The sequence below is a fragment of the Chryseobacterium sp. FH2 genome, from assembly GCF_001045455.1.
GTDB lineage: Bacteria > Bacteroidota > Bacteroidia > Flavobacteriales > Weeksellaceae > Chryseobacterium.
The window spans coordinates 366620-392594 of the sequence record NZ_LFNE01000002.1; the positions used below are offsets into that span (position 1 = coordinate 366620).

Sequence of the window (25975 nt, forward strand, 5' to 3'; positions counted from 1 at the left end):
TGTCGAGAGGCAGCCTTTTTTAGTTGTAAATCCACATGAGTACAGGTTTTGGTGAACCTTTCAATATAGGATCAATTTCACTTAATGCATTGTTTGAAACAGTCGGGCAACCCCAACCCTCGGGAGAGCCTTTCGGAAAAATTTCATTGTCGTCCATTTTTTCCCAGGAGTGAAAAACGATGGCTCTTTTTAAAGCATTATTATTTGTATCTTCCAGTCCGTGCATTAAATATTTTACTTTAATTCCCCATTCGCTAACGCCTCGCTCACCTATTTTATATTTTCCAAGAGATGAAAGATGGCTTCCGTCTTCATTACTAAAGCTGGGATTATCTCTGGATTGAGCCCAGCTCCAGATGTTGTTTCCGCAGCCATGGCCTACAAGATATTTCTGAATAATTTTCTTTTTATTAAAATCATAAATAAAAAATCTGTTTACACCGGAATGTAAGCTCATATCAATCAAAATACAAAAATCTGTATTGAATTTTTTTTGTTTACAAAAAGATAATGCTTCTTCCGCTTTTTTATTTGTTTTATCAATATTTAAAGAGGGTTTTTTTCTTATCCGAAGAAGTTAAAGCCTTAAAAATATTTTCTTTTTTATCTGAGCAAGATAAACACAAGAAAGTTAAAATGAAAAAAGGTGTTTTGATAATTTTAGAAATTGAAAGCTGAATCATTTGTTGTTTCTAATTTGAAGTTTAAATATAAAACAAAAAGTGGCTCAAAAAACCACTTTACATTATTTTTATATTTCCAATTTTTTTAATTGGAACCTACCAATCTCTTTTTCTCAAAATCCAATAAGAACCGAAAATGAAAATTCCACACCAGACTAAACATGCAATCATACTTTCGGCAGGATAAGTGAACTCATATTTTAAGCCCATCATTTTTGCCATTTTCAGTCTCATCATTGGGTTGGGAATGAGGCTTGACATGCTTTCAAGAGGTAAAAGGTGAGTAACGAAAAAATGTTCTTTTAATATTTTCATTCTTTCAAGCTCTTGTGTATTATTCACTTTTTGAAAAACCTCTAAGGCTACCAAAATTCCTTCAATAACCCAATATACAAAGAATCCCAGGAAAACAAACATTGATTTTCTTAACAGAATTGATAAAAACATCAAAAAACAAAAAAACGTAAATAGTTTCACAAAATAATTGCCGATAAAGAAAATCTCTTCAAAAACTTTTGAGGGATCTGTTACAGTGGAATAATTATATCCTAAAAACAAGGTGATTACAAATACAATCAATGTAGAAACAATGGTAAAAACGGAGATCGTTAAAAGTTTTGAAGTAATAAATTCTTTTCTGCTTAAGCCGTCGATAGTATTTTGTTTAAACATTCTATTGCTGAACTCCTGACAAATCGAAAAAACAATGATTAGTCCCAAGAAAATTTTAAGTAAAGCGACAATCCATGTTGTAAAATTCCAGATTTCAGGGAAATTATAAATTCCCTGTTCTTTCAGATTAATAGGATTTCCCAAGATATTAATATCAACCAAACCAATGAAAAGTAAGGCAATTAAAATCGCAAAATAAAGAACTGTGAAAACCTTGAATGGTCTGTAATTCAGGTTTTTGTAATATTCTAGTTTTAATAATTTTATCATGGTTATTTTGTGTTTTTTACAAGTTCAAGAAATTGAGTTTCCAGAGACAGTTTTTTCTTTGTCAGATGAGATAAGAAAATACCTTTTTCAGCCAGTTTTTGATTTAAAGCTGAAGCCGAAACCGAAGCATCATCACGGATTTGAGCTTTGATGATTTCACCTTGTTGTTTAACGGAATTAAACCAGTGAAGTTCCTCCAATGCACTTAAAAGCAATGTGTTATTATCTGCTTTTAGTTCAAAATAACCATTGTTTGCTGTCATCTCGTCCACTCTTCCGCTGTAAATGGAATTTCCTTCTTTCAGTATAATCACATGGCTGCATATTTTTTCAATTTCATCCAGGAGGTGGCTTGCAATGATGATGGTAATGCCTTGTTTTGCAATATTGCTGATGATTTCCCTGATCTGGATAATTCCTTCGGGATCAAGTCCGTTTGTGGGTTCATCCAAAATTAGTACTTCAGGATTGTTGAGCATTGCAGATGCAATCGCCAAACGCTGTTTCATTCCTAAAGAAAAGGTTTTGAAAATATCTTTCTTCCTTTCAATCAACCCAACAGTTGTTAAAACTTCATCAATTCTCTGCTGAGGTGCTTCCTTAATTTCAGCGACAATTTTCAGATTGGTTTCAGCGCTTAAATAAGGATAAAAATTTGGCTGTTCGATAATAGCCCCAATTTTTTTTAATGTACTGGAATCCGTACCTTTCTTTCCAAACCAGTACCATTCGCCACTTGTAGGATTAATCGTTGAAAGCAGCATCCCGAAAGTAGTAGATTTTCCGCTTCCGTTTGGTCCGAGAAGTCCGTAAACATTACCTTTTTCCACATCAAAAGAAATATTGTTTACCACAACTCTTTTGAATTTTTTTGTCAGATTCTTTACTGATAAAATTTTTTCCATGTAATTTGTTTTACATAGTAGTAGTCTATATAAATAATAAAATGTTACAGAATTATCATAAATCAATATAATTTTCGAGATTAAATATTAAATTTGATAGAACTAACAGGGAATTATGAAGTTAATTGAATTAGCAAAAGAACTGAATGTTTCAGCAGAAGCAATTAAACAATTTATACAGGATTTTGATATTGAGCTTGCTGAATGTGTAAGTACCAATTTCGAGGTAAAGGAAGATTTTGAAAAGTTTGCCCGTGAAAATTTAGATTTTTTACAGCTTTACGAAAAGGATCTGGATAAGACTAAAACGTTAGAACAAATCGCGGATAAAATTAATAGGCCTAAAGAAAAAGTAGAACAGGCAATAAAAGAGTTTAATCCTAATATTTTTGATAACGGGCTTTTCCGTTCGTCTATTTCCAGTTACGGAATTGATAACAAATTAGGAGGGAACTATCAGTTTGTCTATGATTATTTTGGTCATAAAACAAGTCTTCAGCATAGAGATTTTATCGGTTACAGAGACTTGTTTTTCTATATCTCGGAAGTTTTGGAACCGTTTTTAAATCCACAGCAGATCAAAGACTGGGGAATCCATAAGCCAGCAGGAATTATTTTATACGGACCTCCGGGAAGCGGTAAAATTTTTTGGGCGAATAAAATTGCGGAAATTATTGGCTATCAGTTTAAAGAAGTTAAAAAACACTATTTAGGAACTTCTTTTGTGGATGGAAACAAAACCAATTTTAATGATTTTCTGGTAACGATGATGACGGACGACAAAGTCCTGCTTTTCCTTGAAGATTTTGACGAAATAATGATGGAAAGAAAGGCTGAAACTGATGTAGCATCTTGTAATCTTGAAACCCAGGAAATTATTCTTCATTATATAGGTAAATTTGAGCAGGAAGACTTGCTGATGGTAGGTTCTGCGAACTCAGTTTCAGAAATTGATGAAGAAATTATGGCTCCCGGAAGATTTGATGTAATGATCCCTGTTTTTCCGCCGAATGCTACTGAACGTTCCGAGATTATCCTGTATGCTATGACAAAAAATCTTGAAAAAGATTCCTTGCTGTATAAAATTCTGCAAAATAACAAGGCTGATAAGGTTCCTTTCTGGCACGAGGTTTCTTCTCAAATGAAAGTTTTCAGTAATACTATGGTGATTGATTTTACCCAAAGTTTGAAAAAGAGAATTAAAAATCTTTATCAAAGAACAAGAAATGAAAACCTTAAAATAGATCAGACACTATTGAACGGAGCTCTGAGAGATGCAAAAGGTAAACTCACCGAAGAGTATTTAGATCAAATTGCGAGATTTTTAAGCGATGTTATCATCAATAATCTTGATGACTTCAGACATAGGGTTCAGGCTCTTAAAAAAGAGCTCGATACTTACAGAATTGTGGAAGAACCACAAAGGATTATTGGTTTTCATCATAGTGGGGAAGAAGAAGAAAAAGACAAAGGATGATAATTAATATATTTATGAGTTGTGAATGATAAGTTGCTTAAAATTATAATCATTTCTGTCGTTAATTCATGGCTCATCATTCATAGCTTATAATTTTATCCTTATTTTTGCAAAAAAGAAAGATTCGTGATTAACAACGACCAGATAAAAGAAATTCAATCAAGAATTGATGATCTATATAAATATCTTCAAATAGAAAAAAAGAAGATAGAAATTGCCAATGATGATGAGAAGACTGCTGCCCCTGAATTTTGGGATAATCCTAAAGCTGCCGAGCCTTTTCTAAAACAATTGCGTTCGAAGAAAAAATGGGTGGAAGATTACGAAGAAATTAAAACTCAATTTGAGGATTTACAGGTGCTGGCAGATTTTGCAAAAGAAGACCCTGATTCTGAAAAAGAACTAGATGAAACTTTTCCGAAATTAGTAGATAAAATCGAAGATATTGAGTTTAAAAATATGCTTTCCAATGAAGGCGATGAACTTTCGGCGGTCTTACAAATTACTGCTGGTGCGGGAGGTACAGAAAGTTGTGATTGGGCGGCAATGTTGATGAGGATGTATACTATGTGGTCTGAAAAACAAGGTTATAAAATCCGTGAACTGAATTTTCAGGAAGGTGATGTCGCAGGAGTAAAAACCGTTACTTTAGAGATTGATGGTGAATTTGCGTTTGGTTATCTCAAAGGAGAAAACGGAGTTCACAGACTGGTTAGAATTTCACCTTTCGACTCTAACGCAAAACGTCATACAAGTTTCGTTTCGGTATACGTTTACCCGTTGGTAGACGATACGATTGAGATTAATATTAATCCTGCAGATATTTCGTTTGAGACAATGAGGTCTTCCGGAGCAGGAGGTCAGAACGTAAATAAAGTTGAAACAGCTGTTCGTCTCCGTCATGCACCGACAGGCATCATCATTGAAAATTCGGAATCCCGTTCGCAGCTTCAGAATAAGGAAAAAGCGATGCAATTGCTTCGTTCAAGGCTTTATGAAATGGAACTGGAGGAACGTATGAAGGCCCGTAACGAAATCGAAGCTAATAAGATGAAAATCGAGTGGGGAAGCCAGATTAGAAACTATGTAATGCATCCTTATAAATTGGTAAAAGATGTACGCTCCGGTTATGAAACATCAGACGTAGATTCTGTGATGAACGGAAATCTTACCCCTTTCCTGAAAGCGTTCTTAATGGCTGATGGAACGGCGGTTTCTGATGATGATGTAAACTTATAAAAATCATATTTAAATTTAGTTAAAATCTAATAATAAATTTCCTTTTGAAGTTTATTAAGCTTATTTTTGTTACTTATCAAATTGTATGGAAGATTTCAATAATTGGAAAGATTTATTAAACCCGGAGTTTTATATAAATAATGGTGGTTTTTGGTTAATTTTATTTATTGTTTTTGCGGAAACAGGTTTATTTATAGGGTTTTTCCTTCCAGGAGATTCTTTGCTTTTTGTATCGGGAATTTATGCCGTAAAAATTATTTCTGAGACTTTCGGCTCTACAGGAAATGATTTTTTGGATACGACTCTTTTAGCTTCTGCTGTAGCAATTGCCGCAATTATTGGTAATGAAGTAGGATATTATTTTGGACTTAAAACCGGTCCTGCGTTATATAAAAAGAAAGATACGATGCTTTTCAAGAAAAAATACCTATATCAGGCTCATGATTTCTTTGAAAAAAATGGAGCATTGGCAATTATTATGGCAAGATTTTTACCGGTGGTAAGAACTTTTACACCGATTGTTGCCGGAATTGTAAAGATGGATAAAAAAGCATTCCTCAGAGATAATATTATCGGGGCTGTTTTATGGTCATTTTTATTAATTTTTGCGGGTCATTATTTAGATAAATTGTTTATGGAGCAGTTTGGGATTGATTTAAAGAAAAAATTAGAATTAATTATTTTGGTTATCGTTTTGGTAACGACTCTTCCCATAGTAATTAAATTTTTATTTGGAAAAAAAGACGATTTTTCTAAATATGAAAATCACTTCGATGATGAAGAAAAAAAGGATTAATTTAAATACATTATAAAAAATAACCTGCTCAAAAGCGGGTTATTTTTTTGTTTATACATATTAAAGTCACTCATTAATTTTTAATCCATTCCAGAATATTGGGATAAATGATGCTGTCTCTCTTTTTCTTGTTAAAAAATCTGGGTGCATGCCCTGAGTTTTCCATAAAAACCAATTTATGAGGGATGTTTTGAGCTGTTAAAGCCGAATCTAATGCTAAACCCTGGTGTGGATTTACTAAAAAGTCCTTATTCCCCTGAAATAATAGTGTCGGAACATGGGAAACATTCGCTATCGGGCTTGCCTTTCTGAATTCTTCAGAAATATTTTTACGGTTAAATTTTGTTCCAACAACTTTTTGAATGGTAGGTGAAGAATATTTTGAATAAAATGATTGCAAATACCCCTTGGAATAAAAATCTGTAGGACCGCTCAATGAAATGATTTTCTTTATCTGATCAGGATTTTGATAACCATATAATAAAGCTAAATGCCCGCCGGCGCTTTCGCCCAGGATGATATAATTATTGGGTTGAAGTTCGGCTTTTTCAGCTAAAGAATTAAATTTATTGATAGCTTGATTAATGTCTTCTAATTGCTCGCGATAGGTAATAGCTTTTGATTTTGAAACCAGCCTGTAGTTCATATTAATACTTGGAATATTATTCTCAAAAAGCATTTTCTGAATCAGAATCATATGTTCTTTTCTTCCGTATTTCCAGGCCCCGCCATGAATAATTAAGACTATCGGAGATGTTTCGGAATAACTTGACGGAAGGAATACATCCATCTTTTGTCTTTTATGTTCGCCATATTTTAAGTTGTAGATTTTTTGTTGATTATTAGTTCCCACCCACACCCGGAATTTACTATTACATGAATTTAATAAAAAGCTGATGGCTCCTAAAACAAAAAAATGATACCTGAGAACTAGCTTTTTCATAAATTAAAGTTAATTAAAATAATCTAAAATATTCAATGTAATACGTAAAAGATATTACAGTCTGAGACTGTTCAGGCCTGAAAATAATTATTTTTAAACAACTTAAAAATACTGGGAAAAACATTATTTTTGCTGAACTTAACAAACATTAAAAAAAAATTAAAATATATGGCATCTGGTTTTTTTGCAATTTTGGATGATATTGCAGCTCTGATGGATGATGTAGCAGTTACAAGTAAAATAGCAACTCAGAAAACAGCAGGAATTTTAGGTGATGATTTAGCGGTGAATGCTGAAAAAGCCACAGGTTTCCTTTCTTCAAGAGAAATACCGGTCTTGTGGGCGATTACAAAAGGATCTTTTGTCAATAAACTTATCATTCTGCCTATCGTATTTTTACTCAATTGGCTGTATGCTCCGGCGATTAATTATGTATTGATTCTTGGAGGATTATATTTAGCTTTTGAAGGAGTTGAAAAAATTATAGAGTTTCTTTTTCACCGTTCCAAAGAAGGTCATGAAGTGGCTGAAGAAATTATAGAAGACGGAAAAAGTGACGAAGAAATAGAAAAAGCAAAGGTAAAATCGGCAATTACCACAGATTTTATTTTATCAATTGAGATTGTAATTATTGCTTTGGGAACTGTATTGGAAGAGAGCCATCCTTTCATTACTCAGATTTTGGTAACGAGTTTGGTTGCATTTATTGCGACTGTAGGAGTCTACGGAATTGTGGCTCTTATTGTAAGAATGGATGATGCCGGATTTAAATTGATCAAAAAAAGTAATGACAAAGGGTTTTTCGGAAAGCTTGGACATTTGTTGGTAAAGGCTTTACCTGTTGTTATTAAAGCTTTAGGAGTTATCGGTACAATTGCTTTAATCATGGTAGCCGGCGGTATTTTTGCGCATAGAGTAGAATTTCTTCATCATGTTTTACCATCTTGGTCTTCAAATGAAATTCTTATTATTGTAAAAGAAATTATTCTTGGACTTACCGGAGGATTACTTGCCGTAGCACTTTTCACCGTTGGAAAGAAAGTCTACTCTTTGGCTGCACGTAAATAATTGGTATAAAGTTGAAAATATATACAAGCTTATGAATACTTTAGCAATATGTATTCATAAGCTTTTTTTGATTTTGATATGAGAAGTTTATCCATTGATATTTTAAAGATTATATTGGCGTTTTTTGTAGTTTTTCTACATATGCATGTGTTGAGAGATTGGTATCCGTCTTTAAGTTATATTTTGGTAAATGGACTTTTCAGAGTAGGAGTTCCTGTCTTTTTAATTATTTCGGGATATTATTTTTATTACATCAATGATATCCAAAAATTGAAAAAGTGGTTGATAAGAATATTTTTGCTGTACACAATTTGGTCTGCTGTTTACATTCCTTTATGGAAAGAAAAAGACAGTTATATATTAAATATTTTCTTTGGTTATCATCATTTGTGGTATTTGATTGGGACTTTTTTCTCGGGAATTATTTTATTTTCATTAAGAAAAATTTCTTCAAAAATATTAATTGGTATTATTTTAATTTTATTCTGTTGCGGTTATCTTCTGCAATTTTTGGGAAACTCTCATTATTTTAAAGGGGAGATTGATTCCACATTGAATTTGTACCCGACCTACAGAAACTTTTTATTTGTATGCTTTCCTTTTTTGGGAATGGGATTTTTAATAAAAAAACATAAACTTGATGTAAAACAAAAACCATCAGTTTTATTTGTAATTGCAAGCATTTTCTTAATTATTTTCGAGGCCTTTCTTAATTACCAGGTGTTTAATTTAAACAAAAAAGAAAGTATTGATTTATTATTTTCTTTGTTAATTGCCTGTCCCGTTTTATTCTTGTATTGTAAGAATATTCCTGTAAAAACAGATTCTAAAATTCTGGCGAGTATTTCTACTGCAATTTATCTGATTCATCCGTTATTAATAAGCTGGATCTATGATTCTGATATAAAGTATCAAGATATAATTTTTACCGTTGTCTTACTGGCTGTAAGTTTAATTTTAGTTTTAATTAATAAAAAAGTAAAATATTTACTTTAAAGATTATAGTTTTATTTTTTACCGGAATAATAAAATCAGGTGAAGAAAATTTTTTAGGGATAAAACGTAAAACAGAAGAGTATTATTAATAAAAAAAAGGATTCCCGTAAGAATCCTTTTAAATATATTTAATTGAATAAATCTTTTACTTTTTCGAAGAAAGTTTTTTCCTTTCCGGATGGCTCTGCAACCATTTCTCCGCTAGCCATTTGCTTTTCGAAGAAATCTTTTTGGTCTTTTGTAAGCCTTTGCGGGGTCCAGACATTGATATGGATAAACATATCTCCTTTTCCGTAGCTGTCGATACTTGGAAGACCTTTTCCTGCTAATCTCAGGATCTTTCCGGACTGGGTTCCCGGGTCAACGGTGATTTTTACTTTTCCGCCAACAGTCGGAACTTCTTTTTTAGTTCCCAAAGCTGCTTCAGCAAAAGAAACATATAATTCCTGATGAAGATTATCTCCTTCTCTCTTGATTACTTTGTCAACTTCTTCCTCTACAATTACCAACAAATCTCCAGGAATTCCCCCAAAAGGGGCGTCATTACCTTTTCCTCTCACATTCAGCTGGATCCCGTCTCTTGCTCCTGCAGGAATGTTGATTGTGATTTCCTCTTCATCCTTGATAAGACCTTGAGCATTAGCCCCGGCTGGAATTTTATCTGCAACTTTTCCGATTCCCTGGCAAGTTCCGCAAGTTGTTTGAGTCTGCATTTGACCAAACATGGTGTTCATAATTTTTACCTGAACACCGGAGCCGTTACAAGTAGGACAGGTTTTTGAAGTGGCACCTTCCGCCATCTTCATTTTCTTTACTTTGATAGTTTTTTGCGTTCCGTTTACCATTTCATCAAGGTTCAGCTTGATTCTGATTCTTAAATTAGAACCTTTCACTTGCTGCCGGCCACCACCACCGCCGAATCCTCCGAAACCACCGCCGCCGAAAATATCTCCAAACTGGCTGAAAATATCTTCCATATTCATTCCGCCGCCAAAACCGCCACCGAAGCCGCCGTTTCCACCAACTCCTGCATGGCCGTACTGATCATATCTTGCACGTTTTTGATCGTCACTTAATACTTCGTAAGCTTCTGCTGCTTCTTTGAATCTTTCTTCAGCTTCCTTATCACCCGGATTTTTATCAGGATGATATTTGATAGCCATTTTACGGTATGCTTTTTTTATTTCTTCGGTTGATGCAGATTTACTGATCTCTAGAACCTCGTAATAATCTCTTTTTGACATGTCTTTTATAATTGATTATTGATAAATGAAGCTTATTGCCTAAAGCGTATTGCTTATAGCATTTATCATTTATTAATATTAATTACCAGTAACTACTTTAGCAAAACGGATTACTTTATCACCTAAAGTATATCCGGTTTCGATTACATCTACAATTTTACCTTTTAAGTCTTCTGAAGGGGCAGGAATTTGAGTAATAGCCTCATGGAAATCTACATTAAAACTGTCTCCGGTTTTTACTTCCATTGGTTTCAAACCTTTTTCCGTCAGTTTATTTTTGAATTTATTGTAGATTAATTCAACGCCTTGCAGATCGGCAGGATTCCCGTTTTTAGCGATTTCTTTAATGGCTCTTTCAAAATCATCCAAAACTCCAAGCATAGAAACCATCATGTCCTGATTCGCATATTGGAAAAACTCCATTTTTTCTTTTGAAGTTCTTTTTTTATAGTTTTCGAACTCAGCGTACAATCTGATGTAACGGTCTTTTTCTTCTGCCAAAAGTTCCTCTGCAGACGGTGTAGCTGTCACATTTTCCTCAGACATTTCTTCGTTCTGAATATTTGTATCTTCCTGATTATTGATGCTTTCTTCGTTAATATCCTGATTTTCCATAATTCAATATTTATTTTCATTATTGTTTGACAAAGAGTCTGCCAAAGAAAAAAGTGAGACATTTAGGCAGGAATTTATTAAATAACTAAACTACCAATCTTCAATTTTTTAGAAGCTATTCCCGCTATTCACTCATACTCCTCGTGCAGTAAGTAGCTTTTCTGCCGGTCCTGCTGCAGGGTAACGGTTTCTATCGGGGCTATGAAGGGATCCTGTTGAAAAAATTGCCCTCTTCTACACAAAAAAGGAAATTTTTGCCTCTATTTGCCATTGTACAAAAACGTACTGAGATAAGCTTTAAAATTATTCTCCAAAAAACGTCTGATATAAAAGATAAAGATTTAAAATAATAATAATGAACGAGATAATCCAAACACAAACTTTCATGAAAGGTTTATTTACAAATTCGCCCATTTTTGCCTTGTCACTCGTAAACATAACTAATGGAACAACCGCAAAACTCAACTGCATAGATAAAATAACCTGACTTAAAACCAACAGTTCTGTGGTTCCTTTTTCTCCATATAGTATAGCGACAATCAAAGCCGGAATTACAGCAATCAGTCGGGTAATTAAACGTCTCAGCCAAGGTTTTAGTTTGATATTCAAAAAACCTTCCATTACGATTTGCCCGGCTAAAGTTCCCGTCAGCGTTGAGTTTTGACCTGATGCCAGTAATGCGACGGCAAAAGCAATACTTGCCATAGAGGCTCCTAAAATTGGAGTCAGCATTTTGTATGCATCATGAATGTCTGCGACATGTTTGTTTCCTGTTGTGTGGAAAGTTGCCGCTGCGAGAATTAAAATAGCTCCATTAATGAAAAAAGCAAGCATCAAAGAGACAGTGCTATCTAAAGTTGCAAATTTTATCGCTTCTTTTTTACCTTCTCTGTCGCGAGTATAGTCCCGGGTCTGTACAATGCTGCTGTGTAAGTACAAATTGTGAGGCATTACTGTTGCACCTAAAATTCCGATAGCAATATAAAGCATTGCCGGATTTTGAATGATTTCTTTTTGAGGAACCAGCCCTCCTAAAATTTCATTAAAAGCAGGTTGAGAAATAACTATTTCATAAATGAAACAAGCCAGAATAATGAAAATTAAACCTCCAACGATACTCTCGATCCATCTGAAGCCTTTTGCCTGTAATAAAAGAATAACTAAGACATCTACTGTAGTTATTACAATTCCCCAAGTCAAAGGAATGTGAAAAAGCAGGTTTAATGCAATCGCTGATCCGATAACTTCAGCGAGATCACAGGCGGCGATGGCGATTTCACAAAAAATCCAAAGAATAAAATTAGTAGTAGGGCTAAAATGATCTCTACAGGCCTGAGCCAAATCTCTTTCAGCTACCACACCCAGCTTTACGGACAAATGCTGCAAAACCATCGCGAAAATATTTGAAATTAAAATAACTGAAAGTAAAGTGTACCCAAACTGAGCACCTCCGGCAATATCTGTTGCCCAGTTTCCCGGGTCCATATATCCTACTGCAATCATCAGGCCCGGCCCGGCAAAGGCAAGATATTTTCTCCAAAAACTTCCGTTTTTAGGAACTTTTATTGATGAATAAACCTCTGATAAAGAATGTGACGTTTTATCTTTACGCCAAGCGCTTTTTAAATTAAAATTCATAAATGTTAGAAATGACTAACAAATTTAATTAAATAAATGTAAATATAACATGATGAAACAAAAAAAATCCCGAAAAGTAATTTTCGGGAATAAATTTTTATTTGTTCTAAGACTTATTTAGCGAATCTTACAGACATTTTTCTGTCAACTGCCCTTTCTTCATTAGTAGCCTTAGCATCTACAGTAGCAAATTTACTTCCATATCCTTCTGCTCCCAACACTTGAGAACCAACTCCTTGTTTATCCAGCCAGCCTTTAATGAAATTAGCTCTGTCACCGGAAAGCTTTATGTTTTTAGCTTCATCTCCTGTTTTATCAGTATATCCACCGATTTTGATTTTTGCATCCGGATAAGCTTTTAAAATAGCCACTAAATTTTGTAACTGACCTTCAGATCCTGCTTCTAATTCACTTGCACTTCCAATTTTGAAGTTTACATGGTCAAAATCATACCATTTATCTTTCAAAGCACTGTCATCTGCAGCATTCTTGTAATCACCGGATTTTAGGAAAGTAATCATCTGATCTTCCATTCCTCCTCTGTAACCTTTAAGAGCTGTTCCGTTTAAGTCGATATTTTCATCCACTTTAGACGTTGTTGCTGTTGCTCCCGTGTCACTGACAACTGCTGCTGTATCACTTGAAACTGTTGTAGAATCAGTGGTTGAAGCTGGTGTTGTCGTATTTTTATTTTTCTCACATTGCTTCCAAAGGAAATATCCTGCTGCAAGCAATAATAGAAGCGGAAGAAGCCATTTCCAGATAGAACTGCCACCCTTATTAGTATCCCTGTCAGGGAAAGTTCCTGTAGGAGTTGTACTTCTCGTAACTTCGATTTTTGGTTCTTCCTGAACCGTTTTCTTTATTGTATCATTATCATTGTCAAACTTGTATCCTTTAGCCCAATCTCCAAAATTTAATGAAGCTAAAGACAATCCTGCAGGTAATAAAGTAGAAATAATTCCTTTCTGATCACTTAACAGACTTGAAATTCCTGATTTGTCTAAATTATTATCAGCGGCATACTTTCCGATAGTTCCTATTGTAGCTCCTGTAACTAAGTTTAGTAAGGAGCTTGATGAATTATTACTAATTCCGGCAAACGTAGCTATCGTATTTACTAATCCACCAAGTTTGTCACCAAAAATTGAGGACAAAAGAGTAGAAATAATAGAGTTATTAGAAGAACCTCCTAATAAGTTCCCTAAAATTCCACTAGACGAGGCATTGGTAATAGCATCCAAAACTCCGGGATTATCCGAATTGTTTGCTAATCCTCCCACAACAGCAGGCAGTAGCCCTCCTATTGCTTTTGAAATACCTGACTCACTTTCTCCAAGCTGAGACGCAGCCTGAGTTACCAATGCGGGACCTAACTGTCCTTTAATTAAATCAATAACATTTAATGACATAATAAATTTATTTTAAGATTAATGTTGACATAAAATTAAACAAAAAATAGTCCAAATATCATTTTTAAAAAAAAATCTTTAAAAATTACGTGAATTTTTAAAGATCTGTTAATTTATTGAGGTGGATTTTAATAAGCTTTTGCAAATAAAACCCGTCTTTTTGAAGGTTTTCCTGAAATTAGAGATACCCCTTCTTCGATATCATCATCTAAAGGAATACATCTGATAGTTGCCTTTGTTTCATTCTTGATTTGTTCTTCTTCTTCGGCAGTTCCATCCCAATGAGCATAGATGAAACCTCCTTTTTCTTCTAAAACTTTTTTAAATTCTTCATAAGTGTCAACCTTTGTACGATTTTCCTTTCTAAAGTTAAACGCTTTTTGATACATATCTTTCTGAATTGTTTTCAATAATTCATCGATATAAGAATCTAAACCTTCAATAGAATGAGTTTCTTTCGTTAAATTGTCTCTTCTTGCAATTTCTACAGATTTGTTCTCCAAATCTCTTGGTCCCATTGCTATTCTTACAGGGACTCCTTTCAATTCATATTCTGCAAATTTCCAGCCCGGTTTATTTTGGGTATCGTCGTCGAATTTTACTGAAATACCTTTAGCTTTTAATTTCTCCTGAATATCTAGAGCGACTTCGCTGATCTGGTTTAATTGTTCTTCACCTTTAAAAATAGGTACTATCACCACCTGAATCGGAGCCAGAGTAGGAGGCAATACCAATCCTAAATCATCAGAGTGGGTCATAATTAATGCACCCATCAAACGAGTAGACGTCCCCCAAGATGTCGCCCAGGCGTGCTCTATTTTTCCTTCTTTATTGGTGAATTTTACGTCAAATGCTTTTGCGAAATTCTGCCCCAGGAAGTGAGAAGTCCCTGCCTGTAGCGCTTTTCCATCCTGCATTAATGCTTCGATACAATACGTTTCATCGGCTCCTGCAAATCTTTCAGAAGGAGTTTTTAATCCTTGAATGACAGGCATTGCCATAAAGTTTTCTGCAAAATCTGCATATACTTTATTCATTTTTTCTGCTTCTTCTACCGCTTCATCTTTCGTGGCATGAGCAGTGTGGCCTTCCTGCCATAAGAATTCTGCTGTTCTTAAGAAAAGACGTGTTCTCATTTCCCAACGAACCACGTTTGCCCATTGGTTAATTAATATTGGTAGATCTCTATAAGACTGAATCCAGTTTTTATAAGTATTCCAGATAATTGCTTCTGATGTAGGGCGTACAATTAATTCTTCCTCCAATTTTGCTTCAGGATCTACAATAAGTTTTGAAGGGTTGTCTGGATCTGTTTTTAATCTATAGTGTGTTACAACCGCACATTCTTTAGCAAAACCTTCTGCATTTTTTTCCTCAGCTTCAAACAAGCTCTTGGGCACAAAAAGCGGGAAATAAGCATTCACGTGACCAGTTTCTTTGAATTTTTTATCCATTTCGTCACGCATTTTCTCCCAGATTGCATAGCCGTATGGTTTGATAACCATGCATCCTCTTACTCCTGAGTTTTCAGCTAAGTCAGCTTTAACAACCAACTCATTATACCATTTGCTGTAATCTTCGCTTCTTGAGGTTAATTTTGCCATTATTTTTTTTAATTTTTTTAACTTTTCGCTATTATTGTTATCTAAAAATAAAAATCTATTTTTGATAGATTTTTTACGAGTGTTTTTGGTACATTTTTGGTACAGGATGCAAATATAATTTAAATTAAAAATCTTTACGTTATCATGAAAAGAAATATACATAAAAATTTGTTTGGGATGTTAAAATCTAAAGGGATTTTGGCAATATCAAGCGGATTGCTTTTGGTTTCTTGTGGTGCTCAGATGGGTGGGTACAGCGAGAGAGATGGGGTATATTACGACCCTAATAAAGATACCCTGCCTGAAGGAGTGATCATCAATGATGGCGGAAACAGAGTAGGAGAGTATTATGATTATTATCAAAATGATTCTAATCTAATCCAGAATGCTGAAGCGAATTCCAGAGAAAACAGATATGATTCCTGGAATGACTATAACTGGAACGGAACAGCTACAGACTCTGACTGGGGAGCATTTGCAGGTTCTCAAACCAACTATTACGATAACTCTTGGGGATGGGGTTCTCCATGGGGTTGGGGAGGTTGGTATAGCCCTTATTGGGGTATGAACAGAGGCTGGGGCTGGGGTCTTGGTCTTTCATGGGGCTGGGGTGGCTCTTGGGGAATGGGCTGGGGATACTCACCTTATTGGGGTGGTTGGTATGACCCATTCTGGGGTGGTTACGGATATCCTTATTATGGCGGATGGTATGGAGGCGGATACTGGGGTAATGGATATTACAACAGGCCAATCTATAGAAGAAGTGGTATGAACGGAAACACTTATAACGGAGGCTTTGGTAATAGCAATAAAAACTCAATCATCAGAAATAGCGGTTCAGGTTTTAGAAATAATAATGGAACTACTAGCGGAGGATTCAGAAATTCCGGAACTAATGGAGGATACAGACAAAACGGTGGTTTCAGACAAGGAAATGGAAATATGAATGGAACTAGAAACCAATCTTCTGGCGGATTCCGTAGACCAAACAATTATCAACAACAGCCACAACAATCTCAGCCTAGATATGACAATGGCGGGTTTAGAAGTAATGATAGTGGCGGATTCAGAAGTAGCGGCGGCTTCAATGGAGGTGGCGGCGGTTTCAGGAGCGGTGGTTCTTCAGGCGGCGGAATGAGATCCGGCGGTGGAGGCGGTGGCTTCAGAAGATAATCTATATTCTCAAACGTAATAACTATTAAATAATAATGTTAAAAAAATCTTTAGTATTAATGAGTATTTCTGCTGCATTTTTTGCACAGGCTCAGGATGTATCTATAATCAGGAATTCTATTGATGCGTATTCAAGCACTCCGATGGTGGGTTCTTCCAGATTTAATGCAATGGGAGGAGCAAACGGAGCTTTAGGAGGTGATGCAAATTCTTTACTTACAAACCCTGCTGGTTTAGGAGTGGCTATTGCCGGTGAAGTCTCGGGAACATTGTCTATCTCAAACTATAAAAATACAAGCTCATTAGCGGGATCATCAGTTTCATATAATAAAACTCAGGGAGATTTAGGAAATGTTGGAGCAGTAATGACATTTCAACTGATGTCTGAAAGTGCTTGGAAGTTTATCAATGTTGGAGTTAATTTTTCTAATCAATCATTAGATAATTATATTGAAACTCCTGGAAACAGCAATATTATAAATACAGATCTTGATGCTTCTTTTGGAGGACATGCTTACAGCAGAACAGGTTATTTATCTAAAACAAGTTTCGGAGTTGGAGCCAACTATAACAACAGTGTTTATTTTGGTTTAGGTTTAAACTTTTTAAATGCTAATATTGACCAGTGGGATAGTGCTCAGTTTAATTCTAGAACAAGTAATTACAGTGAGATTTTTGATAAAAATGAAACTCCTTTCTCTGAAAGAGCAAATGGTTTCTCGGCTTCATTAGGAGTAATTGGTAAAGTTGGCCCAATGTTCAGATTAGGAGCATCTATTGAAACACCTACATTCTGGGAAATCGACAGAGGTTACAACTTTTATGATGATCCTATCTACGGTGACGATTCAGCAGTTGAGAACAGAAGATTCACTTCACCGCTTAAAGCAAGTGTAAGTGCAGCTTTTGTTCCAAATAAAAACTTCTCATTAGATGTTGACTATACTTTGGGGCTTACAAGACCTAAGTATAAAGAATATAGCGGTGCAGATGTAGAAATTAATAATTTCTTTAAAGATAATTATAAAAACTTATCTGAAGTAAGAGTTGGAGCAGAATACAGACTGAAACAACTGAGATTGAGAGGAGGTTATTCTTATGCTTCAAGCCCAATCGATGCTTTGACGGTAAGTCAGTTTAATAGTGATGGTACTGCATCGGATAAATCTTTTAACAATCTTATTCTAAGTGACAGAAATGCTTTGTCTTTTGGCCTTGGGTATGATTTCGGTTCGTTCTATGTAGATGCAACTTATCAAAATGTATCATCTAAGTATACCAATCCTTTTATGTATGGTATAGTAGACACAGCGAATGGAATTAATTCTGCCTATTATTCATCAGGAAATGTAATTGAAAGTGATTCTTACATTGTTTCAGATGTAAAAAGCATTAGAAATAACTTCTTTCTTACATTGGGATGGAAATTCTAATTTCCAGATTGTGTAATGAGTGATTAAATTGAGGCTCCGAATTTTTAAATTCGGAGCCTTTATATTTTTTGATTTTAATTAATGTGAATGTCCTGCGTGAGGATGGTGATGAAAAAGATGCATGATTAAAGCTAAAGAAACCCCTAAAATAACCAATCCTATTTTCACCCAATCGATATTATGGTTTTTATTGCTTTCAAAAATAATTACAGAAGAGATATGCAGGAAAATTCCTCCTACAATTGCCAAGAAATAAGGCTGTAAATCAGGGTTAAAATAATTTCCTAACAGCATTCCCATTGGTGATGCTAATGCAAATAAAGCAACAATTAATAACGATGGATAAGATGAACCCTTAGATTCTCCTTTCCTGTTAAATAAAAATGCTCCCAAAATGAACGAAATAGGAAGATTGTGAAAAACAATGCCTAAAAGATAGGGTGATAATTCATGTTCTTCATTTGCCAAAGGTATTCCTTCAATAAAAGCATGAACGAAAAGTCCTACCATTAAAGCAACGGGAAGAATATTATGTTCACTGTGATGATGAAAATGTCCGTGTTCGAAACCTTTAGTTAAGGCTTCCAGAATCATTTGCAGTAAGACACCTGCAATCACAAAAATTCCAAGGCTGCTGCCTGCTTCTGAGGTATAAACCTGCGGAAAAACTTCGTTTAAACATATGGTAATTAAAAATCCGGCACTTAAAATCAATAAATTTTTCGCCAATTTCTCTTTTTTACCGAAATGTTTTCCAAGAAATACTCCTGCAATGACACTTAAAATCAGTAAAAGTACTGTTATCATTTTTTCTTAAATAAATTAATGCAACGAAGGGAAGTTTCTTTATTAAATTCATTCAATTGATAATCTCCCCATATTTTTATTCTTTCAAAACCGCATGAGGTTGCATAGGAGTTAATAGCCTCCAAAGTGTGAAGTTTTACCTTTTCAAAGAAATGAAAAGGCTTTCCATCTGCTTCAAAACGAATGTCTTTGATGATGTGCCTGCCTTCAATTTTCTTTAAAATTTTAAACTCAATATTACCACGTGTAATGGTAGATTCCGGTACGATATTTTTTCTTACAAACTCTTCATTCAGATAATCCAGAACAAAAAAACCTCCCGGTTTTAAAGCATTATAGACAGATTGAAAAACTTTTTTATCATCATTTTCATTATCAAAATATCCAAAGCTGGTAAACAGATTGAAAACAGCATCCATAGGATCTGCATCAATTGGGTTTCTCATGTCATGAACATCGAAAAGCAATGTTTGATTTTCAAACTGTTTATCAAATTCTATACTTTGTCTGGAGAGGTCTAATCCCAAAACGTCATATCCTAATTTGTTTAAAAAAACAGAATGTCTTCCTTTTCCGCAAGCAAGGTCAATTATTTTAGAGTTTGGTGGCAGCTCAAGGTCTGCAGTAAGTTTTGTGATGAAGTTTTCCGCTTCTGTATAGTCCCTGTTACTATAAAGCAAATGATAATAAGGTGTATCAAACCAAGATTCAAACCATTCCATAATGCAAAAATAACTAAATTTGTGCGGTAAAAGGCAAAGTATTTTAAACATTGAAAGATTGAAAGATTCGATTGTTGGAAAAAATCGACATCTAATCTTTTAATAATTAATCACTTATGCTTTTAATTATTATATATGGATATAGGAAATTTAGAAATTCAGATAAAAACATTCTTCGGACTGGAGCAGATTTTAGCAGAAGAAATCAAAAAATTGGGCGGGAGAAAAGTGGAAGTTAAAAACCGGGCAGTAAACTGTGAGGGTGATTTAGGATTCCTTTATAAAATTAATTATTCTGCAAGAACAGCCTTAAAAATTTTAGTTCCGATTCATGAGTTTAAAGCTTTTAATCAGCATCAGTTTTATGACAAACTCTTTAAAATGGAGTGGGAGAAGTTTATGGATGTTGATCAGTCATTTGCGATTGATGCGACGGTAAATTCGGAAACATTCAAGCATTCCCAGTTTGTGACATTGAAAATGAAGGATGCGATTGTAGACTATTTTCAGGATAAATTCAAAAGACGCCCGAATGTAGAGCCTAAAAGCCCGGACATCAAATTTCACCTTCACATTGACAGGGAATTGGTGACTATTTCCCTGGATTCTTCAGGCGATCCTTTGTTTAAAAGGGGGTATAGAAAAGAGCAGGGAGAAGCTCCCATCAATGAGGTTTTAGCAAGCGGAATGCTGCAATTGGCAGGTTGGGATGGAAAAGGTAATTTTCTTGACCCAATGTGTGGTTCGGGAACGCTTTTAATTGAAGCTGCAATGATTGCGTTGGATCTTCCGGCTCAGATTTTCAGAAAGAGATTTGCTTTTCAAAACTGGAATAATTATGATGCAGATTTATTTACTAAAATTAAAGAATTCAGAATCAATAGAGTAAGAGAATTTACAGGAAAAATTGTTGGCTACGATATCGATGCAAGAATGCTGAATGCGGCAAGAATGAATATCGAATCGGCTGAAATGGAAGATATAATTGAAGTGAGAAAGCAAAACTTCTTCGATTCTAAAAAAGAACTTTTTCCGTTATTGATGGTCTTTAATCCGCCGTATGATGAGAGAATTTCTATTAATGATGATGATTTTTATAAAAAAATAGGGGACACCTTCAAAACGCATTATCCGAATACTCTGGCTTGGCTGATTTCCTCCGATTTGGAAGCGGTGAAAAAGATTGGCCTTCGCCCGTCAAGAAAAATTAAACTTTTCAATGGAAAGCTGGAAACGAGATTCCTTCAATACGAAATGTATGAGGGAACGAAAAAAATTCATAAACTTGAAGATAAGTAGTATAAAGCCTTCCATCGGAAGGCTTTGATTTTTAATAAATCTGCCTCACCAAAGAGGGGGCAAACCCATATTGTTTTTTAAAAGCATAGGAAAAGTGGGAAAGATCTTCAAAACCGACTTCCATAAAGATATCAGAAGGTTTTTTATTCTTTTCTGACAAATGATAATATGCGAGCTCTAGTCGTTTTTGGGTAAGCCATCGTTGAGGTGTGGTTTGAAAAATTTTCCTGAAATCCCGATTAAAGGTTGATAAACTTCTTCCTGTTAAGTATCCGAATCTTTCCAAAGGCATATTAAACATATAATTCTTTTCCATAAAATTTGCCAGATTAATTTTTCCAGGTTCCTCAAATTCAGCAAGAACCATGTCTATGTTTTTATCAATTTCTCTTAAAATACTTATCGCTTCAGAGATTTTTAATGATGCAATATTTTCGGGAAGAGATTCTTTCAAGTCAAAATAAGGAATCAGAGATGCAATACAACTTTCCAGTAAGGGATGTTTATTAAAACTATAAATTATAGATTCTTCACGGATAATTTTATTTTCAACTTCGATTTTTGAATAAAACTCTTTTAATCGATCTTTATTGAGGTGCATTACGACTGCTTTATGAGGAAGCCCGTCTTTTGGATAATTAATGATTGTTGCTAAATGATTTCTCGGAATCAGAAAAATATCACCGGATTTGAACAAATATGATTTGTCTGCCTGAATAATCTTTGTTTCACCCGATATAAACCAAACCAGCATGTGGAACTCAAAAACCGTTTCAGTTTTAAACAGTTTATCGTCATAAGTGGAAAGTTTAATGTCCGGAGTAATATACTTAATCTGAAAATCCATTTTTTTTCTTAATTATTTAAGATAAATTTAATCAAAACAATTTACCCTATATTGAATTTTAAGCCGATCATTTCTTCGCTTAGTTTCCATAGCCGATCTGCATTTTCTCTGTCAATAGAATAAGGTTGTACACCTCTGATAGTTGAGGGTTCGTCAAATCTATGTTCTATTTGTCCGTTGTCAATTTCTGCAATATCGCAGTTTTCACAATATACTCCGCCAATAGTTTCCAGAAGCGGGCTTGTAGCACACCAAATTGTCGTGGCTGCACCTTGCGGAATAGTTTTCAATTTTGCTTCAACGTCAGGCTTTATTTTTCCGTTTTTATCGTGGGTTCCCATTTGGATATACAAATCGATAGGTTCTTCTCTGCCTAAATCGGTGCCGTATACAGAGCCCGGATGAAGTGAATAAGCTCTTATATTAAAGTTTTTTGCTCTTTCATTTAATGCTACGGCAAAGAGATTGCTTGCGGTTTTTGACTGCCCGTATCCTAGGAGTGTTTTGTATTCTCTATGTTCGAAATTTGGGTCTTCAAAATTAAAAGGTGACATCTGATGCCCGTATGAAGAGACATTAATGACTCTTGTCGTATTTGCTTTTTTTAGAGCCTGCCATAATCTTGCGGTGAGATGAAATTGCCCTAAATAATTGGTTGCCAATTGTGATTCAATTCCTCTGCCGTCTCTTTTCAACGGAACCCACATTATTCCTGCGTTATTAATGAGTAAATCCAAAGTTCTGTTTGAAGAAATGAATTTTTCTGCAAAGACATCAATAGATATAGGATCAATCAGATCTAATTTTTCAATTTCTATATTCTCAATTCCCGAAAGATTTTTCTTCGCCTTTTCAATATCTCTTGCGGGTACGATAACTTTTGCGCCTGCTGAAGTGAGTGTTTTTGTGGTTTCAAGGCCAATTCCGGCATATCCTCCTGTAACAATTGCTGTTTTTCCCGTAAGATCTATTCCTTTAATTACATCTTGACTTGCTGATTGTGCAGTAAACCCTGAATTAACAGGATGCTGTAAATTATTCTGTATCATTTTATTTATTTTAATTTCTAAGACAAAATTAATCTAGCTTTTGTTCATTAATTTTGTTTAAAATGTCAAATTACTTTGCTTAGAATTCGGAAAATTGAAAGTGAATATTTTTCATAATCCATTTAAAATTTTAGAATCTCATAATTTATATTAAACTATTTGCGCATTCTTATTTGAATAAGTAATTTTGATAAATTTTCAATTTGAAGCCTACAATTTCCATCGTCGTTGCTATTTTTAATCGAAAAGATGAACTTTTTGAACTGCTGAATTCCCTTAATTCACAGACTGACAAAGAGTTTGAAATCATAATTGTAGATGATGGTTCTTTCATAGATTTAAAACCTACCATTAGTAATTTTGATTCGATTTTAAATATTACATATTTCCGAAAAGATAATTCGGGACCTGGTTTATCCAGAAATTATGGAGCAAAAAGAGCTGGAAACGAATGGCTTGTCTTCGTAGACAGTGATGTAATTGTAGAGAAAGATTATATTGAAAATATTAAAAAAGACATTCTTACAATTCCTTGTGATGCCTTTGGTGGAGCAGATAAAGCGCATAAAGGCTTCAATCTTATGCAAAAAGCAATTTCCTATTCTATGACGTCGGTTTTCACAACAGGAGGTATTAGAGGAAACAAAAAAGCGGTTTCAAAATTTCAGCCCAGAAGCTTCAATATGGGGGTGAAAAAAGAAATTTTCGATAAGGTAGGAGGTTTTTCAGAAATGAGGATAGGGGAAGATCCGGATTTATCGATGACACTTTGGGAAAATAATTATACAACAGCTTTTTTTGATAATATAGCAGTGTATCATAAACGTAGAGTTGATTTTGGTAAATTCTCAAAACAAGTATATCAATTTGGCTGTGCAAGACCGATTCTTAATCAAAGACATCCAAATTATGTGAAAATTTCCTTTGCTTTTCCCACCCTATTTTTGTTGGGGTATATTATGGGGTTTTTAGAATATTTCATCATAGGAAGAGGGATTATTCTTGCTTTCTACGGATTATATACCTTTTTAGTTTTAGTGCATGCCTTGTTGGTTACTAAAAATATCAGTATTGCAGGAATGGCAGTGATTTCCACTTATATTCAGATGTTTTCTTATGGATATGGTTTTTTAAAATCATGGATTTTGTTGAATATTTTCAAAATGAAACCTGAAGATGCCTTTCCAAAACATTTTCATAAAGATTAAAAAATAAAAGCTGTTGAAATTTTCAGCAGCTTTTATAACAATAATTAGAATATAGAGATGGTTTCATGGTTAAGAATACCTACTTTCAGCATGCATTCTTTCATCTTTTGATACGTTCGTTCGATATCGTGATCAAGACCAATTGAGAATCTGATCAATCCATCGGAAATACCCATTGCTGAGCGTTCTTCTTCCGGAATTTCGGATGATGTTGAGCTTCCAGAGCAAGAAAATAATGTTTTATAAAATCCTAAACTTACGGCTAAGTAACCAAGATTTTCTTTCTGCATCATTTCCATCAATTCGTTTGCTTTATCAGTAGTCTCTGCATCTAATGTCAATAACCCCCCGAATCCGTATTCTTCATGCATCATACTTTTCATTAATTCGTGGTTTTTGTGGGATTTTAATCCCGGATAAGAAACTTTTAGCCCGTCATTTTCGAATCTTTCAGCCAAATACATTGCATTGTGGCTATGTTGTTTCATTCTTATATGAAGTGTTCTGAGATTTTTTAAAATGCTTGCGGAACGGAAACTGTCCATCGTAGGACCTAGAAGCATACAAGCTCCCGTATTTACATTTTTAGTGTCGTTAATGAATTCCTGACTCGCACAATACACTCCGCCGACGGTATCACTGCTTCCGTTAATAAATTTCGTTAAAGAATGAATCACGACATCAGCTCCCAGTAAAGTCGGAGAAATGGAAAGTGGAGAGAATGTATTATCGACGATAAGCTTTACGTTATATTTTTTACCTATTTCAGATAATTTTTTCAAATCGGCTACCTCCAAAAGAGGGTTGCTGACACTTTCACAATAGATAACTTTTGTGTTAGGTTTAATGGCTTTTTCAATCGCCTCAAAATTATTAATATCTAGAAAACTGGTTTCAATATTGAATGGAGGAAGGAAATTTTTCAGAAAAGCATAGGTTCCGCCGTAAATTGTTCTGCTCGAAATAATGTGGTCACCACTTTTGCAAATCTGCATTAAAACAGAAGTGATTGCACCCATTCCTGATGCCGTGACATTGGCTGCTTCTGTGTTTTCCATTTTGGCTAATGCCTGAGAAAGATACAGATTCATTGGGGATGAATGTCTTGAATATAAATAACATCCGTCTGCATTTCCTTCAAATGTATCAAACATGGTCTTTGCAGAAAGAAATGTATATGTAGAACTATCTGAAATTGAGGGGTTAACTCCACCAAATTCGCCAAAATATTGCAAATCCTGAATTTCGTTTGCCGCATTGAAATCTTCCATGATTTTTTTGCTTAAAAATGAATTAATTTCATAATTATAACAATAAAAATCTTAATTATCAGAATATAAATCTATTAATATTCATTTTAATAGAAAAAATGTTTATTATATTTGTTTTTTGCAAACTCTTACCAAAAAAATATCTATGAGCTTTGATGAAATTGACAAAAAACTGCTTCTTTTTTTACAGGAAGATTCTAAACAAACGACTAAAGAATTGTCTTACAAGCTTGGTTTATCGGTAACGGCTGTTTATGAACGTATAAAAAAGCTTGAAAATACAGGTGTAATTTCAAAATATGTTGCGCTTTTGAATAAACATAAAATTGGAAAAGATTTCGTGGTTCTATGCCATGTAAAACTGAGTCAGCATAAAAAAGAATATGTCCTTCAATTTGAAAAAGAAGTGATGAATTTACAGGAAGTAACGGAATGTTTTCATGTAAGCGGTGATTATGATTATATTCTCAAAATCTGTGTGAAAGATATGGCAGATTACAGAAATTTTATGCTGACAAAACTGACGACTTTACAGCATATTGCAAGTACTCACAGTTCATTTATGATTTCTGAGGTAAAAAATACAACCGCAATAGTTCTTTAA

24 protein-coding genes are annotated in these 25975 nt (G+C 34.4%); 10 read left to right on the top strand and 14 right to left on the bottom strand.

Going from position 1 to position 25975, the window contains the following annotated elements; all coding sequences use genetic code 11:
• Positions 1-19: 19 nt before the first annotated feature.
• The 3 genes from ACM39_RS04560 to ACM39_RS04570 all read right to left on the bottom strand — a co-directional run bounded on the left by ACM39_RS04560 (position 20) and on the right by ACM39_RS04570 (position 2530).
• A complete protein-coding gene (locus ACM39_RS04560; RefSeq protein ID WP_048509832.1) occupies positions 20-568 on the bottom strand; it encodes a murein L,D-transpeptidase catalytic domain-containing protein in 549 nt (182 codons plus the stop codon).
• Positions 569-779: 211 nt separating this feature from the next.
• Complete coding sequence (locus tag ACM39_RS04565; protein ID WP_048509833.1) at positions 780-1625, bottom strand: ABC transporter permease; 846 nt, start codon at positions 1623-1625, stop codon at positions 780-782.
• Positions 1626-1627: 2 nt separating this feature from the next.
• On the bottom strand, positions 1628-2530 hold the full coding sequence (locus ACM39_RS04570; RefSeq protein ID WP_048509834.1) for an ABC transporter ATP-binding protein: 903 nt from the start codon (positions 2528-2530) through the stop codon (positions 1628-1630).
• A gap of 115 nt (positions 2531-2645) precedes the next feature.
• Here ACM39_RS04570 and ACM39_RS04575 point away from each other — a divergent pair, with 115 nt between their 5' ends.
• From ACM39_RS04575 to ACM39_RS04585, 3 genes are all read left to right on the top strand, one after another.
• Positions 2646-4007 (top strand): ATP-binding protein, encoded by a 1362-nt coding sequence (locus tag ACM39_RS04575; RefSeq protein ID WP_048509835.1) that lies wholly within the window; start codon positions 2646-2648, stop codon positions 4005-4007.
• Positions 4008-4133: 126 nt separating this feature from the next.
• Complete coding sequence (prfB, locus tag ACM39_RS04580) at positions 4134-5246, top strand: peptide chain release factor 2 (protein WP_048509836.1); 1113 nt, start codon at positions 4134-4136, stop codon at positions 5244-5246.
• A gap of 85 nt (positions 5247-5331) precedes the next feature.
• Positions 5332-6042, top strand: a complete 711-nt coding sequence (locus ACM39_RS04585) for a DedA family protein (protein WP_048509837.1) — start codon at positions 5332-5334, stop codon at positions 6040-6042.
• 73 nt (positions 6043-6115) lie between these two features.
• Here the strand turns inward: ACM39_RS04585 and ACM39_RS04590 are convergent, their stop codons facing one another.
• A complete protein-coding gene (locus ACM39_RS04590; RefSeq protein WP_048509838.1) occupies positions 6116-6985 on the bottom strand; it encodes an alpha/beta hydrolase in 870 nt (289 codons plus the stop codon).
• 168 nt (positions 6986-7153) lie between these two features.
• Here ACM39_RS04590 and ACM39_RS04595 point away from each other — a divergent pair, with 168 nt between their 5' ends.
• Complete coding sequence (locus tag ACM39_RS04595) at positions 7154-8053, top strand: DUF808 domain-containing protein (RefSeq protein WP_048509839.1); 900 nt, start codon at positions 7154-7156, stop codon at positions 8051-8053.
• Positions 8054-8131: 78 nt separating this feature from the next.
• Positions 8132-9049, top strand: coding sequence for an acyltransferase family protein (locus ACM39_RS04600; protein WP_082140519.1), 918 nt, complete (start codon positions 8132-8134; stop codon positions 9047-9049).
• 128 nt (positions 9050-9177) lie between these two features.
• On the opposite strand, the gene dnaJ is transcribed toward ACM39_RS04600, so the two are convergent.
• From dnaJ to proS, 5 genes are all read right to left on the bottom strand, one after another.
• Complete coding sequence (gene dnaJ, locus ACM39_RS04605) at positions 9178-10293, bottom strand: molecular chaperone DnaJ (RefSeq protein WP_048509841.1); 1116 nt, start codon at positions 10291-10293, stop codon at positions 9178-9180.
• Between the two features lie 78 nt (positions 10294-10371).
• The gene (locus ACM39_RS04610; protein WP_410470239.1) at positions 10372-10911 is read right to left on the bottom strand and encodes a nucleotide exchange factor GrpE; all 540 of its coding nucleotides are present in this window, start codon (positions 10909-10911) and stop codon (positions 10372-10374) included.
• A 300-nt stretch (positions 10912-11211) separates the two neighbouring features.
• Positions 11212-12546, bottom strand: a complete 1335-nt coding sequence (locus ACM39_RS04615; protein WP_048509843.1) for an Nramp family divalent metal transporter — start codon at positions 12544-12546, stop codon at positions 11212-11214.
• Between the two features lie 113 nt (positions 12547-12659).
• The gene (locus ACM39_RS04620; protein ID WP_048509844.1) at positions 12660-13958 is read right to left on the bottom strand and encodes an OmpA family protein; all 1299 of its coding nucleotides are present in this window, start codon (positions 13956-13958) and stop codon (positions 12660-12662) included.
• A 128-nt stretch (positions 13959-14086) separates the two neighbouring features.
• Complete coding sequence (gene proS, locus ACM39_RS04625; RefSeq protein ID WP_048509948.1) at positions 14087-15562, bottom strand: proline--tRNA ligase; 1476 nt, start codon at positions 15560-15562, stop codon at positions 14087-14089.
• Positions 15563-15706: 144 nt separating this feature from the next.
• On the opposite strand from proS, the gene ACM39_RS04630 reads away from it, so the two are divergent.
• Positions 15707-16735 carry a prolyl-tRNA synthetase gene (locus tag ACM39_RS04630; RefSeq protein ID WP_082140520.1) on the top strand — a complete coding sequence of 343 codons (1029 nt, stop codon included), beginning with the start codon at positions 15707-15709 and terminating at the stop codon, positions 16733-16735.
• A 59-nt stretch (positions 16736-16794) separates the two neighbouring features.
• The gene (locus ACM39_RS04635) at positions 16795-18168 is read left to right on the top strand and encodes an OmpP1/FadL family transporter (protein WP_082140528.1); all 1374 of its coding nucleotides are present in this window, start codon (positions 16795-16797) and stop codon (positions 18166-18168) included.
• 78 nt (positions 18169-18246) lie between these two features.
• On the opposite strand, the gene ACM39_RS04640 is transcribed toward ACM39_RS04635, so the two are convergent.
• Positions 18247-18972, bottom strand: a complete 726-nt coding sequence (locus ACM39_RS04640) for a ZIP family metal transporter (RefSeq protein WP_048509950.1) — start codon at positions 18970-18972, stop codon at positions 18247-18249.
• Entirely contained in the window at positions 18972-19697 is a 726-nt protein-coding gene (locus tag ACM39_RS04645; protein WP_048509846.1) for an SAM-dependent methyltransferase, read from the bottom strand. The genes ACM39_RS04640 and ACM39_RS04645 overlap by 1 nt, the downstream gene beginning before the upstream one ends.
• 135 nt (positions 19698-19832) lie before the next feature.
• Between ACM39_RS04645 and ACM39_RS04650 the strand changes: the two genes are divergently transcribed.
• On the top strand, positions 19833-20996 hold the full coding sequence (locus tag ACM39_RS04650; RefSeq protein WP_048509847.1) for a class I SAM-dependent RNA methyltransferase: 1164 nt from the start codon (positions 19833-19835) through the stop codon (positions 20994-20996).
• 31 nt (positions 20997-21027) lie between these two features.
• Here the strand turns inward: ACM39_RS04650 and ACM39_RS04655 are convergent, their stop codons facing one another.
• Positions 21028-21843 (bottom strand): helix-turn-helix domain-containing protein, encoded by an 816-nt coding sequence (locus ACM39_RS04655; RefSeq protein WP_048509848.1) that lies wholly within the window; start codon positions 21841-21843, stop codon positions 21028-21030.
• Between the two features lie 41 nt (positions 21844-21884).
• A complete protein-coding gene (locus ACM39_RS04660; protein ID WP_048509849.1) occupies positions 21885-22892 on the bottom strand; it encodes an SDR family NAD(P)-dependent oxidoreductase in 1008 nt (335 codons plus the stop codon).
• A gap of 203 nt (positions 22893-23095) precedes the next feature.
• On the opposite strand from ACM39_RS04660, the gene ACM39_RS04665 reads away from it, so the two are divergent.
• Positions 23096-24100 carry a glycosyltransferase gene (locus ACM39_RS04665; RefSeq protein ID WP_048509850.1) on the top strand — a complete coding sequence of 335 codons (1005 nt, stop codon included), beginning with the start codon at positions 23096-23098 and terminating at the stop codon, positions 24098-24100.
• A 44-nt stretch (positions 24101-24144) separates the two neighbouring features.
• Here the strand turns inward: ACM39_RS04665 and ACM39_RS04670 are convergent, their stop codons facing one another.
• A complete protein-coding gene (locus ACM39_RS04670; RefSeq protein ID WP_048509851.1) occupies positions 24145-25371 on the bottom strand; it encodes an aminotransferase class I/II-fold pyridoxal phosphate-dependent enzyme in 1227 nt (408 codons plus the stop codon).
• A 145-nt stretch (positions 25372-25516) separates the two neighbouring features.
• On the opposite strand from ACM39_RS04670, the gene ACM39_RS04675 reads away from it, so the two are divergent.
• Entirely contained in the window at positions 25517-25975 is a 459-nt protein-coding gene (locus ACM39_RS04675) for an Lrp/AsnC family transcriptional regulator (RefSeq protein ID WP_048509852.1), read from the top strand.

Bases quoted from the DNA above. Each gene is read 5' to 3' on its own strand.
- ACM39_RS04565 (WP_048509833.1), bottom strand. From the start codon at position 1,625: ATGATAAAATTATTAAAACTAGAATATTACAAAAACCTGAATTACAGA.
- ACM39_RS04570 (WP_048509834.1), bottom strand. From the start codon at position 2,530: ATGGAAAAAATTTTATCAGTAAAGAATCTGACAAAAAAATTCAAAAGA.
- ACM39_RS04575 (WP_048509835.1), top strand. From the start codon at position 2,646: ATGAAGTTAATTGAATTAGCAAAAGAACTGAATGTTTCAGCAGAAGCA.
- ACM39_RS04585 (WP_048509837.1), top strand. From the start codon at position 5,332: ATGGAAGATTTCAATAATTGGAAAGATTTATTAAACCCGGAGTTTTAT.
- ACM39_RS04590 (WP_048509838.1), bottom strand. From the start codon at position 6,985: ATGAAAAAGCTAGTTCTCAGGTATCATTTTTTTGTTTTAGGAGCCATC.
- ACM39_RS04595 (WP_048509839.1), top strand. From the start codon at position 7,154: ATGGCATCTGGTTTTTTTGCAATTTTGGATGATATTGCAGCTCTGATG.
- ACM39_RS04600 (WP_082140519.1), top strand. From the start codon at position 8,132: ATGAGAAGTTTATCCATTGATATTTTAAAGATTATATTGGCGTTTTTT.
- dnaJ (WP_048509841.1), bottom strand. From the start codon at position 10,293: ATGTCAAAAAGAGATTATTACGAGGTTCTAGAGATCAGTAAATCTGCA.
- ACM39_RS04615 (WP_048509843.1), bottom strand. From the start codon at position 12,546: ATGAATTTTAATTTAAAAAGCGCTTGGCGTAAAGATAAAACGTCACAT.
- ACM39_RS04620 (WP_048509844.1), bottom strand. From the start codon at position 13,958: ATGTCATTAAATGTTATTGATTTAATTAAAGGACAGTTAGGTCCCGCA.
- proS (WP_048509948.1), bottom strand. From the start codon at position 15,562: ATGGCAAAATTAACCTCAAGAAGCGAAGATTACAGCAAATGGTATAAT.
- ACM39_RS04630 (WP_082140520.1), top strand. From the start codon at position 15,707: ATGAAAAGAAATATACATAAAAATTTGTTTGGGATGTTAAAATCTAAA.
- ACM39_RS04635 (WP_082140528.1), top strand. From the start codon at position 16,795: ATGAGTATTTCTGCTGCATTTTTTGCACAGGCTCAGGATGTATCTATA.
- ACM39_RS04645 (WP_048509846.1), bottom strand. From the start codon at position 19,697: ATGGAATGGTTTGAATCTTGGTTTGATACACCTTATTATCATTTGCTT.
- ACM39_RS04650 (WP_048509847.1), top strand. From the start codon at position 19,833: ATGGATATAGGAAATTTAGAAATTCAGATAAAAACATTCTTCGGACTG.
- ACM39_RS04655 (WP_048509848.1), bottom strand. From the start codon at position 21,843: ATGGATTTTCAGATTAAGTATATTACTCCGGACATTAAACTTTCCACT.
- ACM39_RS04660 (WP_048509849.1), bottom strand. From the start codon at position 22,892: ATGATACAGAATAATTTACAGCATCCTGTTAATTCAGGGTTTACTGCA.
- ACM39_RS04670 (WP_048509851.1), bottom strand. From the start codon at position 25,371: ATGGAAGATTTCAATGCGGCAAACGAAATTCAGGATTTGCAATATTTT.
- ACM39_RS04675 (WP_048509852.1), top strand. From the start codon at position 25,517: ATGAGCTTTGATGAAATTGACAAAAAACTGCTTCTTTTTTTACAGGAA.